The sequence below is a fragment of the Microbacterium sp. UBA1612 genome (genome assembly GCF_002321605.1).
GTDB lineage: Bacteria > Actinomycetota > Actinomycetes > Actinomycetales > Microbacteriaceae > Microbacterium > Microbacterium luteum.
The window spans coordinates 1-13804 of record NZ_DCMW01000006.1 but is presented as its reverse complement, the minus strand read 5'-3'; the positions used below and the strand labels follow the sequence as shown (position 1 = coordinate 13804).

The 13804-nt window shown below is 65.4% G+C and carries 13 protein-coding genes and 1 tRNA gene; 6 read left to right on the top strand and 8 right to left on the bottom strand.

All coding sequences use genetic code 11. From position 1 onward, the window contains the following. Positions 1-32: 32 nt before the first annotated feature. The 8 genes from B3S45_RS03220 to dnaA all read right to left on the bottom strand — a co-directional run bounded on the left by B3S45_RS03220 (position 33) and on the right by dnaA (position 10170). Positions 33-106, bottom strand: a tRNA-Ile gene (locus B3S45_RS03220). 81 nt (positions 107-187) lie between these two features. Then, a complete protein-coding gene (locus B3S45_RS03215) occupies positions 188-592 on the bottom strand; it encodes a DUF3566 domain-containing protein (protein ID WP_071044222.1) in 405 nt (134 codons plus the stop codon). Then, entirely contained in the window at positions 589-3141 is a 2553-nt protein-coding gene (gene gyrA, locus B3S45_RS03210; RefSeq protein WP_286717364.1) for a DNA gyrase subunit A, read from the bottom strand. Before gyrA ends, B3S45_RS03215 begins: the two co-directional genes overlap by 4 nt. Before the next feature lie 116 nt (positions 3142-3257). After that, on the bottom strand, positions 3258-5309 hold the full coding sequence (gene gyrB / locus B3S45_RS03205) for a DNA topoisomerase (ATP-hydrolyzing) subunit B (RefSeq protein ID WP_286717362.1): 2052 nt from the start codon (positions 5307-5309) through the stop codon (positions 3258-3260). 121 nt (positions 5310-5430) lie between these two features. Further along, positions 5431-5925, bottom strand: coding sequence for a DUF721 domain-containing protein (locus tag B3S45_RS03200; RefSeq protein ID WP_071044219.1), 495 nt, complete (start codon positions 5923-5925; stop codon positions 5431-5433). Next, on the bottom strand, positions 5918-7084 hold the full coding sequence (recF, locus tag B3S45_RS03195) for a DNA replication/repair protein RecF (protein WP_286717359.1): 1167 nt from the start codon (positions 7082-7084) through the stop codon (positions 5918-5920). The genes B3S45_RS03200 and recF overlap by 8 nt, the downstream gene beginning before the upstream one ends. A 42-nt stretch (positions 7085-7126) precedes the next feature. Then, positions 7127-8275, bottom strand: coding sequence for a DNA polymerase III subunit beta (dnaN, locus tag B3S45_RS03190; protein WP_071044336.1), 1149 nt, complete (start codon positions 8273-8275; stop codon positions 7127-7129). A gap of 446 nt (positions 8276-8721) precedes the next feature. After that, positions 8722-10170 carry a chromosomal replication initiator protein DnaA gene (gene dnaA / locus B3S45_RS03185; protein WP_286717357.1) on the bottom strand — a complete coding sequence of 483 codons (1449 nt, stop codon included), beginning with the start codon at positions 10168-10170 and terminating at the stop codon, positions 8722-8724. A 301-nt stretch (positions 10171-10471) separates the two neighbouring features. Here dnaA and rpmH point away from each other — a divergent pair, with 301 nt between their 5' ends. The 6 genes from rpmH to rsmG are packed head-to-tail and all read left to right on the top strand — an operon-like array spanning position 10472 to position 13615. Continuing rightward, positions 10472-10609, top strand: coding sequence for a 50S ribosomal protein L34 (gene rpmH / locus B3S45_RS03180; RefSeq protein ID WP_071044216.1), 138 nt, complete (start codon positions 10472-10474; stop codon positions 10607-10609). Beyond that, positions 10548-10952: a ribonuclease P protein component gene (rnpA, locus tag B3S45_RS03175; protein ID WP_390466724.1), complete on the top strand. Its 405-nt coding sequence runs from the start codon at positions 10548-10550 to the stop codon at positions 10950-10952. Before rpmH ends, rnpA begins: the two co-directional genes overlap by 62 nt. After that, entirely contained in the window at positions 10949-11305 is a 357-nt protein-coding gene (gene yidD, locus B3S45_RS03170; RefSeq protein ID WP_071044334.1) for a membrane protein insertion efficiency factor YidD, read from the top strand. The genes rnpA and yidD overlap by 4 nt, the downstream gene beginning before the upstream one ends. A gap of 8 nt (positions 11306-11313) precedes the next feature. Further along, on the top strand, positions 11314-12423 hold the full coding sequence (gene yidC / locus B3S45_RS03165; RefSeq protein WP_071044214.1) for a membrane protein insertase YidC: 1110 nt from the start codon (positions 11314-11316) through the stop codon (positions 12421-12423). A gap of 23 nt (positions 12424-12446) precedes the next feature. Next, entirely contained in the window at positions 12447-12962 is a 516-nt protein-coding gene (locus B3S45_RS03160) for a protein jag (RefSeq protein WP_286717352.1), read from the top strand. A 26-nt stretch (positions 12963-12988) separates the two neighbouring features. Beyond that, positions 12989-13615, top strand: coding sequence for a 16S rRNA (guanine(527)-N(7))-methyltransferase RsmG (gene rsmG, locus B3S45_RS03155; RefSeq protein WP_286717350.1), 627 nt, complete (start codon positions 12989-12991; stop codon positions 13613-13615). Positions 13616-13804: the final 189 nt, after the last annotated feature.

The window sequence follows — 13804 nt, the reverse complement described above, 5'->3', positions numbered from 1 at the left end:
TACCAACTGAGCTAAGGCCCCGGGACCGCGAGTGGGGCTACCAGGACTTGAACCTGGGACCTCTTCATTATCAGTGAAGCGCTCTAACCGCCTGAGCTATAGCCCCGTGTGGAGTGACGACCGGGGCCGTCAACCTCCAAGACTTTACCCGATGTGCGCGATATTCACGAAATCGGGTGGACGCGGGTCAGTTCGAGGTGAACCCGACGAGGAGGCCGCCGGTGACCTTGACCGCGAGGTTGTAGACGCCGGCGACGACCGCACCCATCACCGTGACGACGACGAGGTTGAGGATCGCGACGACCGACGAGAACGCGAGCACCTGCGGGAAGCCGACGAACGCGCGGATCGACACCCCGCCGTCGGAGAAGCTGGTGAAGAACTCATCGACCTGGTCGATGATCCCCGTCGTCTGCACGATGGCGAAGACCAGGAGGTACGCCACGACCGTGGCGATCGAGATCGCGACCGCTGCCAGGAACGAGAGCTTCACGGCGGACCAGAAGTCCACGTAGACCAGACGCAGGCGTACCTGCTTCGCGCTGGCCTTGGAACTCGATTTCTTCGCGAGCTTGTCGGCTACCGTGCTCATGCGTCCATACTCTTCTCAGTCGACTGGGAATCGTCCGAGGGGGCAGACGGGTTCTCTTCCTCGGCGGCTTCTTCGGCCACGGCCCGCTCGATGTTTCGCGCGATCGCGAGGATCTTGTCATCCTCGCTGAGGCGGGCGAACACCACACCCATGGTGTCGCGACCCTTGGCGGGCACCTCGGCCACGGCAGAGCGTACCACCTTGCCGCTGGCAAGGACCACCAAGACCTCGTCGTCGCTGTGCACCAGCAGTCCGCCGGCGAGAACGCCCCGGTCATCGTGGAGTTTGGCGACCTTGATGCCGAGACCGCCCCGACTCTGAGTGCGGTACTGAGCCACTTCCGTGCGCTTGGCGTAGCCGCCGTCGGTCACCACGAACACGAACTCGTCGTCCTTGGCGACCGACGCCGAGAGCAGGCTGTCACGGTCGCGGAACGTCATTCCCTTCACGCCTTCCGTCGCGCGCCCCATCGGGCGAAGCGCATCGTCGGTGGCGGTGAAGCGCAACGACATGCCGTTCCGGCTGATGAGGAGGATGTCCTCGCCCTCGTCGATGAGAAGGGCGCTCACCAGTTCGTCCTCGTCGCGCAGCCGGATCGCGATGACCCCACCCTGGCGGTTGGTGTCGTAGTCGGTCAGACGCGTCTTCTTCACCAGCCCGCTGCGGGTCGCGAGCACGAGGTAGTCGGCGACGTTGTAGTCGCGGATGTCCCGGATCTGCGCGATCTCCTCGTCGGGCTGCAGCGCAAGCAGATTCGCGACGTGCTGCCCCTTCGCGTCACGCCCTCCCTCGGGCACCTCGTACGCCTTGGCGCGATACACCCGTCCCTTGTTCGTGAAGAACAGCAGCCAGTGGTGCGTGGTGGTCACGAAGAAGTGCTCGACGACGTCGTCGGCTCGCAGCTGGGCGCCGCGTACGCCGCGTCCGCCCCGGTGCTGTGAGCGGTAATTGTCGCTGCGGGTGCGCTTGATGTATCCCGCACGGGTGACGGTGACGACCATCTCCTCCTCGGGGATGAGGTCTTCGACGGACATGTCTCCGTCGAACCCGTGCAGGATGTGCGTGCGGCGGTCGTCGCCGAACTTGTCGACGATCGCCCCGAGCTCGTCGCGCACGATTCCTCGCTGGCGCGTGGGGTCGGCGAGGATCTCCTGATAGTCCGCGATCTGAGCTTCCAGCTCCGAAGCCTCATCGATGATCTTCTGGCGTTCCATCGCAGCCAGGCGACGCAGCTGCATCGCGAGGATGGCGTCCGCCTGGATGTCGTCGATCTCGAGCAGCGATTTCAGGCCTTCGCGCGCATCGTCGACCGTGGGCGAACGACGGATGAGTGCGATGACCTCGTCGAGCGCGTCGAGCGCCTTGAGATACCCGCGCAGGATGTGCATGCGCTCTTCCGCCTTGCGCAGCCGGTACCGGGTCCGTCGCACGATGACGTCGATCTGGTGTTCGATCCAGTAGCTGATGAACCCGTCGAGTGCGAGCGTGCGGGGAACGCCATCGACGATCGCGAGCATGTTCGCGCCGAAGTTCTCCTGCAGCTGGGTGTGCTTGTAGAGGTTGTTCAGCACGACCTTCGCCACGGCGTCGCGCTTGAGGACGACGACCAGCCGCTGGCCGGTGCGGTCACTGCTCTCATCACGGATGTCGGCGATGCCCGTGATCTTCCCGTCGCGGGCCAGGTCGCCGATCTTCACGGCGAGGTTGTCCGGGTTCACCTGGTAGGGCAGCTCGGTGATCACCAGGCAGGTGCGGCCCTGGATCTCTTCGATCGCCACGACCGCCCGCATCGTGATGGAGCCGCGCCCGGTGCGATAGGCATCGCGGATGCCCCGGGTTCCGAGGATCTGCGCACCGGTCGGGAAGTCCGGCCCCGGAATGCGCTCGATGAGCGCCTCGAGAAGCTCTTCCCGAGTCGCTTCGGGATTGTCGAGCGCCCACAACGCTCCCGCCGCGACCTCGCGAAGGTTGTGCGGAGGGATGTTGGTGGCCATTCCGACCGCGATGCCGACCGACCCGTTGACGAGCAGGTTCGGAAAGCGCGACGGAAGAACCGCGGGCTCCTGAGTCTGACCGTCGTAATTGTCCTGGAAGTCGACGGTCTCCTCTTCGATGTCGCGGACCATCTCGAGGGCGATGGTCGCCATCTTGGTCTCGGTGTATCGGGGAGCGGCAGCGCCCATGTTGCCGGGCGAGCCGAAATTGCCCTGCCCCTGCGCGAGCGGGTAGCGCATCGACCACGGTTGCACGAGACGAACGAGGGCGTCGTAGATCGCGGTGTCACCGTGCGGGTGGTACTGACCCATGACCTCGCCGACGACACGAGCGCACTTCGAGAAGGACTTGTCGGGGCGGAACCCGCCGTCGTACATGCCGTAGATCACGCGGCGGTGCACCGGCTTCAGGCCATCCCGCACGTCCGGAAGCGCACGGCCCACGATGACCGCCATCGCGTAGTCGAGGTAGCTGCGCTGCATCTCCAGCTGCAGATCGACCTGATCGATCTTGCCGTGGTCATGTTCGGGGACGGGACGTTCTTCGTCAGCCATCGTTCATCTTCCGTTTCGTGCGTTTCGTCTCGTCGCTTCGCTCCTCGCTCGAAGAGCGAGGCTTCCCGGTCGTTGAGCGAGCGAAGCGAGACGAAACGCCAACGACCGTGCTGTGTCTAGATGTCGAGGAAGCGGACGTCTTTGGCGTTTCGCTGGATGAACCCGCGACGCGACTCGACGTCTTCTCCCATGAGCACGGAGAAGATCTCGTCGGCTGCCGCGGCATCGTCGATCGTCACCTGCTTGAGGGTGCGGGTCGTGACATCCATCGTCGTCTCCCACAGCTCCTTGGCATTCATCTCGCCGAGACCCTTGTACCGCTGCACGCCGCTGTCCTTGGGGATGCGCTTGCCGCTGGCGAGGCCGTCGGCGAGGAGGGCATCGCGCTCGCGGTCGCTGAAGACGTACTCGTGCGGCGAGTTCGACCACTTCAGGCGATAGAGCGGAGGCTGTGCCAGATAGACGAAGCCCGCCTCGATCAGGCCGCGCATGTAGCGGAACAGCAGGGTCAGCAGGAGCGTCGTGATGTGCTGTCCGTCGACGTCGGCATCGGCCATCAGCACGATCTTGTGATAGCGGGCCTTGGAGATGTCGAAGTCCTCGCCGATGCCGGCGCCGAACGCCTGGATCATCGCCTGCACTTCCTTGTTCGACAGCGCCTTGTCCAAGCGTGCGCGCTCGACGTTGAGGATCTTGCCGCGCAGCGCGAGGATCGCCTGCGTGTGCGGATCCCGGCCCTGCACGGCCGAACCACCGGCGGAGTCGCCCTCCACGAGGAAGATCTCGCTGATCGACGGATCTTTGCTCGTGCAGTCCTTGAGCTTGTCGGGCATCGCAGCCGACTCGAAGACGCTCTTGCGGCGCGCGGTCTCACGAGCTTTGCGCGCTGCCATGCGGGCGCTGGCGGCGTCGATCGCCTTGCGGACGACGTTCTTCGCCTGCTGCGGATACCGGTCGAACCAGTCGCCGAGCTGGTCACCGACGACCTTCTGCACGAACGCCCGCGCTTCCGTGTTGCCGAGCTTGGTCTTGGTCTGGCCCTCGAACTGCGGCTCGGACAGCTTCACGGAGATGACGGCGGTGAGTCCCTCACGGATGTCCTCACCGGTGAGGTTGTCATCCTTCTCCTTCAGCATGTTCTGCGCACGGGCGTAGCGGTTGACCAGCGCGGTCAGGGCCGACCGGAAGCCTTCCTCGTGCGTGCCGCCCTCGTGCGTGTTGATCGTGTTCGCGAAGGTGAAGACGTTCTCGGTGTAGCTCGTCGTCCACTGCATCGCCATCTCCATGGCGATCTTGCGGTCGGTGTCCTCCGACTCGACCTCGATGATCTCGTCGTTGACGACCTCGGCGTGACGCACCTTGTTGAGGTACTCCACGTAGTCGACCAGGCCCCGCTCGTAGAGGAAGCTGTCGTGACGCGCATCCGGCGTCTCGGTTCCGGTGCTGGGCTCGACGTCTTCGACGTAGGCCTGAGCGCGCTCGTCGCGCAGGTCGATACGGAGGCCCTTGTTCAGGAAGGCCATCTGCTGGAACCGGGTGCGCAGCGTGTCGTAGTCGAACTCGACCGTGTCGAAGATGTCGGGATCGGGCCAGAACGTGATGGTGGTTCCGGTCAGCTCGCTGTCTTCGCCCTTCTCCAGCGGGGCGATGGGCTGTCCGCCGTCGCGATAGGACTGTCGCCATACCGATCCCTGCCGGTGCACCTCGACCTCGAGACGGTAGGACAGCGCGTTGACGACGGATGAACCGACGCCGTGGAGTCCGCCGGAGACCGCGTACCCGCCCCCGCCGAACTTGCCGCCGGCATGCAGCACGGTGAGGACGACCTCGACCGTCGACTTGCCCTCGGTGCGGTGCATGTCCACGGGGATTCCACGACCGTTGTCCACCACGCGGACGGCGCCGTCCTCGAGGATCGTGACCTGGATCGTGTCGCAATGACCGGCCAGGGCCTCATCGACGGAGTTGTCGACGATCTCGTACACCAGGTGGTGGAGTCCGCGCTCCCCCGTCGAACCGATGTACATGCCGGGGCGCTTGCGCACCGCCTCCAGGCCTTCGAGCACCTGAATGGCGTCGGCCCCGTACTCGGTGGGTGTCCCCGTGGGGATGGGTGCGGCGTCGTCGGCCGCGTCCTCGGGAACGCTGTCGGGGTTCTGGGACGTCATGGGTGAAGGCGCTCCACATCTGTCGGAGGGATCGGCTCCACTCTACCAAGTTCGTCGCGCTCAGATCGGTTATACGGCCCTGTGGCGCGATGAAATCGGCACAGATATGGCGAGACGTGGGTTATCCGTAGGTATCGCGAGGGCCCCGCCCTGGAACGGCTCTGGTGCCCCATTTCCACGAGGGGACGTCCGGCCCGATGAATCGCACGGTCACGACCCCCGCTTCTGGATACCGACGCACGATCTCGGTGAGGATCTGCGCCCGCATCAGCTGAAGCTGCTTCGCCCAGGCCGTCGAGTCGGCCTGGATGGTGAGCGTGCCGTCGTGGAACGACACCGGGCGCGTGCGCTCGGCGGTGTCGGATCCGGCGACCTCGGCCCACGTGCGCACCACGTCCTCGCGCGCCAGCTGGCCCTCCCAACCGGCCTGGCGCGTGAGCTCCGTGAGCACGTCGGCGACACCGCGCGGATCACGCCCCGCTGTGAACGGCTGGTTCTCGTCGTCGTCGCGCACCCGGCGCCGCCGGCGCCATGACTTCGACGACGGCTTCAGCCCGCGCAGTCGGAGGTAGGTCGCGACCGTCTCCGGCACCTGCTCCGACGAGACGTCATCCATCGTGCGGCTCCTCCTCCGGGAGGATACGACCCGCATCCACCCGCACCACCTGGGTGCGCAGCGGCGGCGGCACATCCTGATCCACCGCCGCGGTGACCACGACCTGCTCGTATCCCCGGGCGACCTCGGCCAGGCGCACTCGTCGATCGGCATCGAGTTCGGCGAACACGTCGTCGAGGATCAGCACCGGATCACCGAGCAGCGAATCGGCGCGAAGGAGCTCCGCTGACGCGAGGCGAAGCGACAACGCGACCGACCAGGATTCCCCGTGCGATGCGTAGCCCTTGACCGGGAGCCCTCGCACCTTCAGCACCAGGTCGTCACGGTGGGGACCGACCAGTGTGACGCCGCGCTCGAGCTCCGCCGTGCGTCGCGCGGCCAGGGCGTTGCGGAACTGGTCTGCGATGGGCGTCGCCGACACCGCGCTCTCGCTTCCGGTCTCGTCTTCCTCCGGATCACCGCCTTCGACCGACAGCGCCCACTGCAGCCGAGGCCGATGGTCTGCGCCCGCGATGGCCGTATAAGCGTCGGCGACGGGGGTCGCGAGGTCATCGGCGAGGCGCAGGCGCGCCTCGATCACCTGGGCGCCGAGCGTCACGAGCTTGTCATCCCACACATCCAGCGTCGACAGACCGTCGCCCTTCACGCCGCGGGCACGCGCGGACTTCAGCAGTGCGTTTCGCTGCTTGAGCACGCGATCGTAATCCTGCAGCACCGAAGCCATGCGCGGTGCGCGCTGGATGAGGAGCTGATCGGCGAACCGGCGGCGAGCCGAGGGGTCACCCCGCACGATCTGCAGGTCTTCGGGAGCGAAGAGGACGACCTGCGCATATCGGGGAAGCTCGGCGGTCTTCACCGGTGAGCCGTTCACGCGCGCCTTGTTGGACCCCTGCCGGTTGACCTGCAGTTCGAGGGTGACGCGTCGCTCGCCGTGACCGAGTCGGGTGCGGATGAACGCCGACTCCTTGCCCTCCCGCACCATCGGGGCATCCTGCGACACCCGGTGAGAGCCGAGTGTGGCGAAGTAGGCGATCGCCTCGGCGAGGTTCGTCTTGCCCTGGCCGTTCCGACCCACGAACACGTTCGGACCGGGTCGCAGCACCACGTCGGCAGCCGCATAGTTGCGGAAGTCGACGAGTGAGAGCTGCTCCACGATCACCGGTACAGCCTAATGATCGCCTCGGACGTCACCCGGATGCGCTCACCTCAGCAGCAGGTTCGGCTGGAGCAGGTACTTGAACGTGTCCTCTCCGCCCTTGTCCACCGAGGTCTGGGGCGTGATCAGCACCGGGCTGAGCTTGTTCGCGTTCTCGCTCGAGGTGAAGGTCACGCGCGCGAACTCGCTGCGCACCGCACCGAGCGACTCGAGGAGGTACTGCGGATTCAGCCCGAGCGTGACATCGTCGCCACCGGACAGGGTCGCGTCGACGGATTCGCTGGCCCGCGCCTGCTCGGTGCCGGAGGCATCCATCGAGACGCTGTCGGCTGCGAACGTGAACCGGAGCGGGGCGGAGCGGTCGAGAACCAGCGCCACACGACGCACGGCCTCGGCGAGATCGGCGGTGTTCACGACAGCGTGGTGCTCGGTCTGCTCCGGGAACAGACGGCGGACCGGCGGGAAGTTGCCCTTGATGAGGAGCGAGGTGACGGTCTTGTTCCCCGCGGTGAAGGCGATGATCTCGCGGTCGCCGCTGCCCGAGAAGGCGATCGAGATGTCACCCGAGTGCGCGAAGGTCTTGCCGACCTCGGTCAGCGTGCGGGCGGGCACGAGTGCCGTGGCGTCGGAACCGGTCGTTCCGCCGTCCCACGGGATCTCGCGGAGCGCGACGCGATAGCGATCCGTGGCGACCAGGCTCAGGCGATTCCCGGTCACTTCCAGCTGCACGCCGGTGAGAACGGGGGTGACGTCGTCACGGGACGCGGCGAAGGCGACCTGCGCGATGGCGGTCGCGAACTCCTCCCCGGGAACCAGCCCCGATTCACCCGACACCTCGGGAATCGCCGGGTACTCCTCGACGGGCATGGAGGACAGGGTGAAGCGTGCGGAACCGCATGTGAGCACGACGCCGTCTTCGGGATCGACCGAGATCTGAATCGGTGCGTTCGGCAGACGACTGGCGATATCGGACAGGAGACGTCCGTGGACCAGGATCGTGCCCGGGTCGTCGACCGTCGCGTCGATGGTCGTTCGGGCCGAGGCCTCGTAGTCGAATGCCGACAGCGACAGCCCTTCGTCCGACGCCTCGATCAGCACGCCCGCGAGAATCGGCTGCGGGTTGCGCTGGGGAAGGAGCTTGACGACGAATGAGACGGCTTCGCTGAAGACATCGCGATTGACCTGGAATCTCACGTACGCTCCCTCGACCTCGGGCATGGGGTTTCTCATGCTACTGCCCTGTGCGGCCCATGCTAGTGCGCGATCGGCGCTCGTCCGCATCCTCGCCGGTGCATCCCTTCTCCCGAGCTCGATCCCTTGAGGTCATCGAATCGACCTCTGCTTAAGTTCTTGTTCTTCATCTTGTTAACAACTGTGGAAACTGTGGATAAGTCGGTGGATCCCAGTGCGCTCTAGAGAACTACAAACGTGTGAGATGTGGATACGATGCGGAATCACGCGGGAAGCCATCTGTGTGGAAACAGCGTGGTCACGGCGTCTTCCACAGGTGGATGCCGTTTCGTTCACATGTCGAGGCGAAGCATCCCCAGTTATCCACAGGTTTTCCACACTGTGAAGAACGCACATGATGGCGTGGCTATGTGTCCGCTGTCAAGTGCGGATGTGAGGCGAGGGGACCCTCAGCGCATGCGGCCGAGCTGCGCCGTGATCTCGGTCACCTGGTTGTAGATCGAGCGACGCTCCTTCATGAGGTCGCTGATCTTCTTGTACGCGTACATGACGGTCGTGTGGTCACGGTTGCCGAACAGCTGACCGATCTTCGGAAGCGACAGGTTCGTGCGCTCACGGCACAGGTACATGGCGATCTGCCGGGCGATGGCCACGGCCTGCGAACGGCTGGAGCCGTAGAGGTCGTCGACGGTGAGCTTGAAGTACTGAGCGGTCGCCTGGATGATGTCGGTCGGCGAGATGACGTTCGCGTCGTCCTGATCGACGATGTCGCGGAGCACCGTCTGTGCCAGCGACATGTCGAGGTTCGACCGGTTCAGACTGGCGAAGGCCGAGACGCGGATGAGCGCGCCCTCCAGCTCCCGGATGTTCGAGGACACGACGGTCGCGATGTACTCCAACACCTCGTCCGGGATGTGTAGGCGCTCGCTCTGCGCCTTCTTGCGCAGGATCGCGATGCGGGTCTCGAGATCGGGAGCCTGCACATCCGTGATCAGTCCCCACTCGAAGCGGGAGCGCATCCGATCCTCGAAGCCGGTGAGGTGCTTCGGTGGCACGTCGCTCGTGATCACGACCTGCTTGTCGTGATCGTGCAGCGTGTTGAAGGTGTGGAAGAAGGCCTCCTGCGTCTCGGCGCGACCCTGGAGGAACTGGATGTCGTCGATGAGGAGGATGTCGACGTCGCGGTAGCGCGCCTGGAACGCCGAGCCGCGGTTGTTCGCGATCGAGTTGATGAAGTCGTTCGTGAATTCTTCGCTCGAGACGTATCGCACGCGGATGCCCGAGTACAGACTCATCGCGTAGTCGCCGATGGCGTGCAGGAGATGCGTCTTGCCGAGCCCCGAGTCGCCGTAGATGAACAGCGGGTTGTAGGCCTTCGCGGGCGCTTCGGCGACGGCGACCGCCGCTGCGTGGGCGAAGCGGTTGGACTGCCCGATGACGAAGTTGTCGAAGGTGTACTTCGGGTTGAGGCGGGTGTCGTTGCGAGATGTGTTTCCCGACGACGACTCGAGCGGTTCCTCGAAGACCTGTCGCGCGGCCGGCATGGGCGACATCGACGGCGCGGGTACCGTCAGCTCCTGGATCGGAACGGGAGCCGTCAGGTGGGCGTCGATGATGTCGGGATTGACGACGACACGGAAGGTGGCGGCCGGCGGGTCGTAGGCGCCGTTCTGCTCGACGTGGGCGAGGGCTTCCATGATGGGAGCTCGCAGCCGCTTGTTCAGCTGAGCGGCGGTGAGGTCGTTGGGCACGTCGAGATAGAGGGTGCCGCCCATGACACCCTGGGGGACGGCGAGGTTCAGAAAGCCGTGGAGCTGGGGAGTGACGCGGTCGTCGACGGCGAGGGCCTCCAGAACACGCCCCCAGACGGGGACATCTGGAATCTCGTGCTGCGACATGTAGCCCCCGGGGAAAGTAGATGTTCCACGCCCGCGAGGTGACACCGCGCAACCTGTGGATAACTGACCGTGCCACGCTAGTCAGCGGCAGGGCTGCGAGCAAACCCCACTGTAGTTCCGGGCCGCGTGTCCTGACCAGCGGCTTCCCAGCCTTTGTGGATAATGTCGCTCTCGCGCGCACAGGTTTGAGTCCTGAACGCTGTCGACGTATCCTTACTCAGTTGACTTATGCCCTCGCGGCAGCACTGATACCCCGTCCCCGGAAGAGCGTCCCGAGGACACCCCATCCGGAAGAGATCTCATGAGCAAGCGCACTTTCCAGCCCAACAACCGTCGTCGTGCCAAGAAGCACGGCTTCCGCGCCCGCATGCGCACCCGTGCCGGCCGTGCCATCCTCTCGGCTCGTCGCGCCAAGGGCCGCGACGCCCTCTCGGCCTGATCACACGGTGCTCGCGAGGCAGAACCGACTGACCCGCGGAGCGGAATACAAGGCCGTCGTCCGCCGGGGTGCGCGGTGCGCCGGAGCGAACTCCATCACCTACGTGGTCCAGTCGGGAGACGACAGGGCTGCGCGTTTCGGTTTCATCGTGAGCAAGCAGGTCGGTTCTGCCGTCGTCCGCAACACCGTGCGGCGACGGCTGAAGGCTGTCTGCGCGGGGGCGTTGACCGATGTCCGGCCCGGTGCCGACGTTGTCATCCGTGCGCTCCCGGGCTCGGCGAAGGCCGACTTCGCACAACTGCGTGACGAGGTCGCACGGTGCCTGGCGAGGCGGGCGGCATGAGTGTTCTGCCGTCGTATGCCGTCGGTGTCGGCCGTTGGACCGCATCCGATTCGCTTCGTGCGATACCGCTTCTGCCCCGGAACGCCGCTCTGGGGCTGCTTCACGGCTACCGGGCGACCATCTCGCACACGTACGGTGACGTGTGCAAGTACTACCCCTCATGCACCGCCTACTCGGTGGCCGCGGTACAGCAGTACGGCGCCGTGGTGGGAAGTGCGATGACCGCTGCGCGCCTCGCGCGGTGCCACCCCTGGGCGAAGGGCGGCGTCGACGACGTGCCGCTTCGTGAGAACTTCCGTCACGACATCACCCCGCAGGGTTTCGTCGTTCCTGGCTCCACCGGAAAGGACTGATCCCGCGCATGGATCTTCTGAGCTTCGCTTCGTCGGCGACCGAGACATCGGGCGGCGGTGGTTTCGATCTGATCGGCACCATCCTGTGGCCCCTGAAGTGGCTGGTCGAGCTCGTGCTCGTCGCCTGGCACTGGCTGTTCACCGCGATCGGCCTGCCGGCTGCCGAGGGTCTCACGTGGGTGCTGTCGATCGTCGGTCTCGTGATCGTCGTGCGGTCGGCGATGATCCCGCTGTTCGTGCGGCAGATCAAGAGCCAGCGCAAGATGATGGAAATTGCTCCTGAACTGCGGAAAGTTCAGGAGAAGTACAAGGGCAAGCGTGACCAGCTCTCGCGGGAGGCGATGAGCCGGGAGACGATGGCGCTGTACAAGAAGCACGGCACCACTCCGGTGTCGAGCTGTCTGCCGCTCCTGGTGCAGATGCCGGTGTTCTTCGCGCTGTTCAGCGTGCTGAACGACGTCACCCGGCACGCTCAGGCCGGCATCGGCGGTGTGGGACTGCTCAATGCGGAGCTGACACAGGAGTTCTACGACGCGAAGCTCTTCGGCGTCGCATCGCTCCACGAGACCCTGATCGACGCCATCAACTCGGGCAACACCACGGCGATCATCATCCTGGTGACCCTCGTGGTGCTCATGATCGCCTCGCAGTTCTTCACACAGCTCCAGATCATCTCGAAGAACCTCTCCCCCGAAGCCAAGACCGGCCAGGCGTACCAGATGCAGAAGATCATGCTGTACGTGCTGCCGTTCGCGTTCGTCTTCTCGGGCGTGTTCTTCCCGCTCGGTGTCGTCATCTACTGGTTCGTGTCCAACCTGTGGACGATGGGGCAGCAGTTCCTCGTCATCCGAGAGATGCCCACCCCCGGGTCGGACGCGGCGAAGGCCCGTGAGGAGCGGCTGGCCCGCAAGGGCAAGGCCATCGACTCCTCCGGCAAGGTGGTGTCGATGGAGAAGTACCAGGCGGAGCAGCAGCGTCTCGTCGAGGAGGCTGAGCGGGCCAAGGCCGCACAGCCCAAGCGGCAGCAGCCGGTCGGCAAGCAGCGGGCGAAGAAGCAGGCGCAGAAGCAGTCCGGACCGTCGGGCGGCAACGGCCCATCGGGTAACGCGAAGTCCTGATCACGGAACGACCCAGAGGAATGATGAGCAACAACTCCGACACCGCCACCACGTCCGCTCCGGACCGCTCCCCCGCGTCGGTCGAGCAACTCGAGCAGGAGGGTGACGTCGCCGCAGACTTCATCGAGGAGCTGCTCGACATCGCCGACATCGACGGTGACCTCGGACTCGACGTACGGGCCGGGCGAGCATACGTCTCTGTCGAGGCTGAGGAAGAGGACGCCGTGCGGGTTCTGTCGGCGCCGGACACGGTGCAGGCTCTGCAGGAACTGACGCGCATCGCGGTGCAGAACAAGACAGGTCGGTTCTCCCGTCTCATCCTCGACATCGGAGGCTCCCGCGACGCGCGCCAGACGCAGCTGGAGCAGCTGGTGGACCGCGCTGTGGAGCGCCTGGATGAAGGTGCCTCGCAGGCGTCCCTTCCCTCGATGTCGAGCTATGAGCGAAAGCTCGTGCACGACATCGTCGCGGAGCGCGGGCTGGTCTCGGAGTCGTATGGTGAGGGAGCGGACCGTCATACGGTCATCCGTCGTCACTGACGGTCGCCGTTTCACGTGAAACATCCATGACCGAACTGGAACCCGAACCGTCGGCTGCCGAGCTGTTGTTCGGCGATCGCATCGGCACTGCCCGCGCCTTTACCGCCGCACTCGCTGCCCACGGCGAGGAGCGAGGGCTCATCGGACCGCTGGAACTGCCGCGCCTGTGGACGCGTCACATCCTGAACAGCGTGGTCGCCGCATCGCTGTTCTCCGGTCGCGTGGGAGATGTGGGCTCCGGAGCCGGCCTGCCTGGAGTTGTACTGGCGATCGCCCGCCCCGACGTGAGATGGGTGCTGATCGAGCCCATGGAGCGTCGCGTCGCGTGGCTGAATGAGCAGGTGGCAGCGCTGGGCCTCGACAACGTCGAGGTCGTTCGTGGTCGCGCGGAGGAGTGGGCGGATGGTCCGGTGCTCGACCAGGTGACGGCCCGCGCCGTGAGCGCCTTCCGTACACTGATCCCTCTCACCGCTCCCCTCGTCCGTGACGGTGGCGAGTTGATTCTGCTCAAGGGCGCGAACGCGTCGAACGAGATTGCGGCGGCTGACAAGCAGATTCGTCGCTTCAAGCTGCGCGATGTGCGCGTGGAGACGGTGGGCGAGGGTGTCATCTCCGAACCGACGCGTGTGCTTCGCGCCACGGTCTCCCGCTGACACTCCGCGCCGCTGCCCCCCTCTCGCCGATCGAGTAGCGCACGCAGTGCGCGTATCGAGATCCCGCACAACCGGGTGCCGGTCTCGATACGCCGGCTCCACCGGCTACTCGACCACCGCACCGGAATCATCCCGCCGATCGAGTAGCGCACGGAGTGCGCGTACCGAGATCTCGCCCCACCGGGTGCC

Bases quoted from the DNA above. Each gene is read 5' to 3' on its own strand.
- B3S45_RS03160 (WP_286717352.1), top strand. From the start codon at position 12,447: ATGAGCAACAACTCCGACACCGCCACCACGTCCGCTCCGGACCGCTCC.
- yidC (WP_071044214.1), top strand. From the start codon at position 11,314: ATGGATCTTCTGAGCTTCGCTTCGTCGGCGACCGAGACATCGGGCGGC.
- rsmG (WP_286717350.1), top strand. From the start codon at position 12,989: ATGACCGAACTGGAACCCGAACCGTCGGCTGCCGAGCTGTTGTTCGGC.
- gyrA (WP_286717364.1), bottom strand. From the start codon at position 3,141: ATGGCTGACGAAGAACGTCCCGTCCCCGAACATGACCACGGCAAGATC.
- rpmH (WP_071044216.1), top strand. From the start codon at position 10,472: ATGAGCAAGCGCACTTTCCAGCCCAACAACCGTCGTCGTGCCAAGAAG.
- yidD (WP_071044334.1), top strand. From the start codon at position 10,949: ATGAGTGTTCTGCCGTCGTATGCCGTCGGTGTCGGCCGTTGGACCGCA.
- gyrB (WP_286717362.1), bottom strand. From the start codon at position 5,309: ATGACGTCCCAGAACCCCGACAGCGTTCCCGAGGACGCGGCCGACGAC.
- dnaA (WP_286717357.1), bottom strand. From the start codon at position 10,170: ATGTCGCAGCACGAGATTCCAGATGTCCCCGTCTGGGGGCGTGTTCTG.
- B3S45_RS03215 (WP_071044222.1), bottom strand. From the start codon at position 592: ATGAGCACGGTAGCCGACAAGCTCGCGAAGAAATCGAGTTCCAAGGCC.
- B3S45_RS03200 (WP_071044219.1), bottom strand. From the start codon at position 5,925: ATGGATGACGTCTCGTCGGAGCAGGTGCCGGAGACGGTCGCGACCTAC.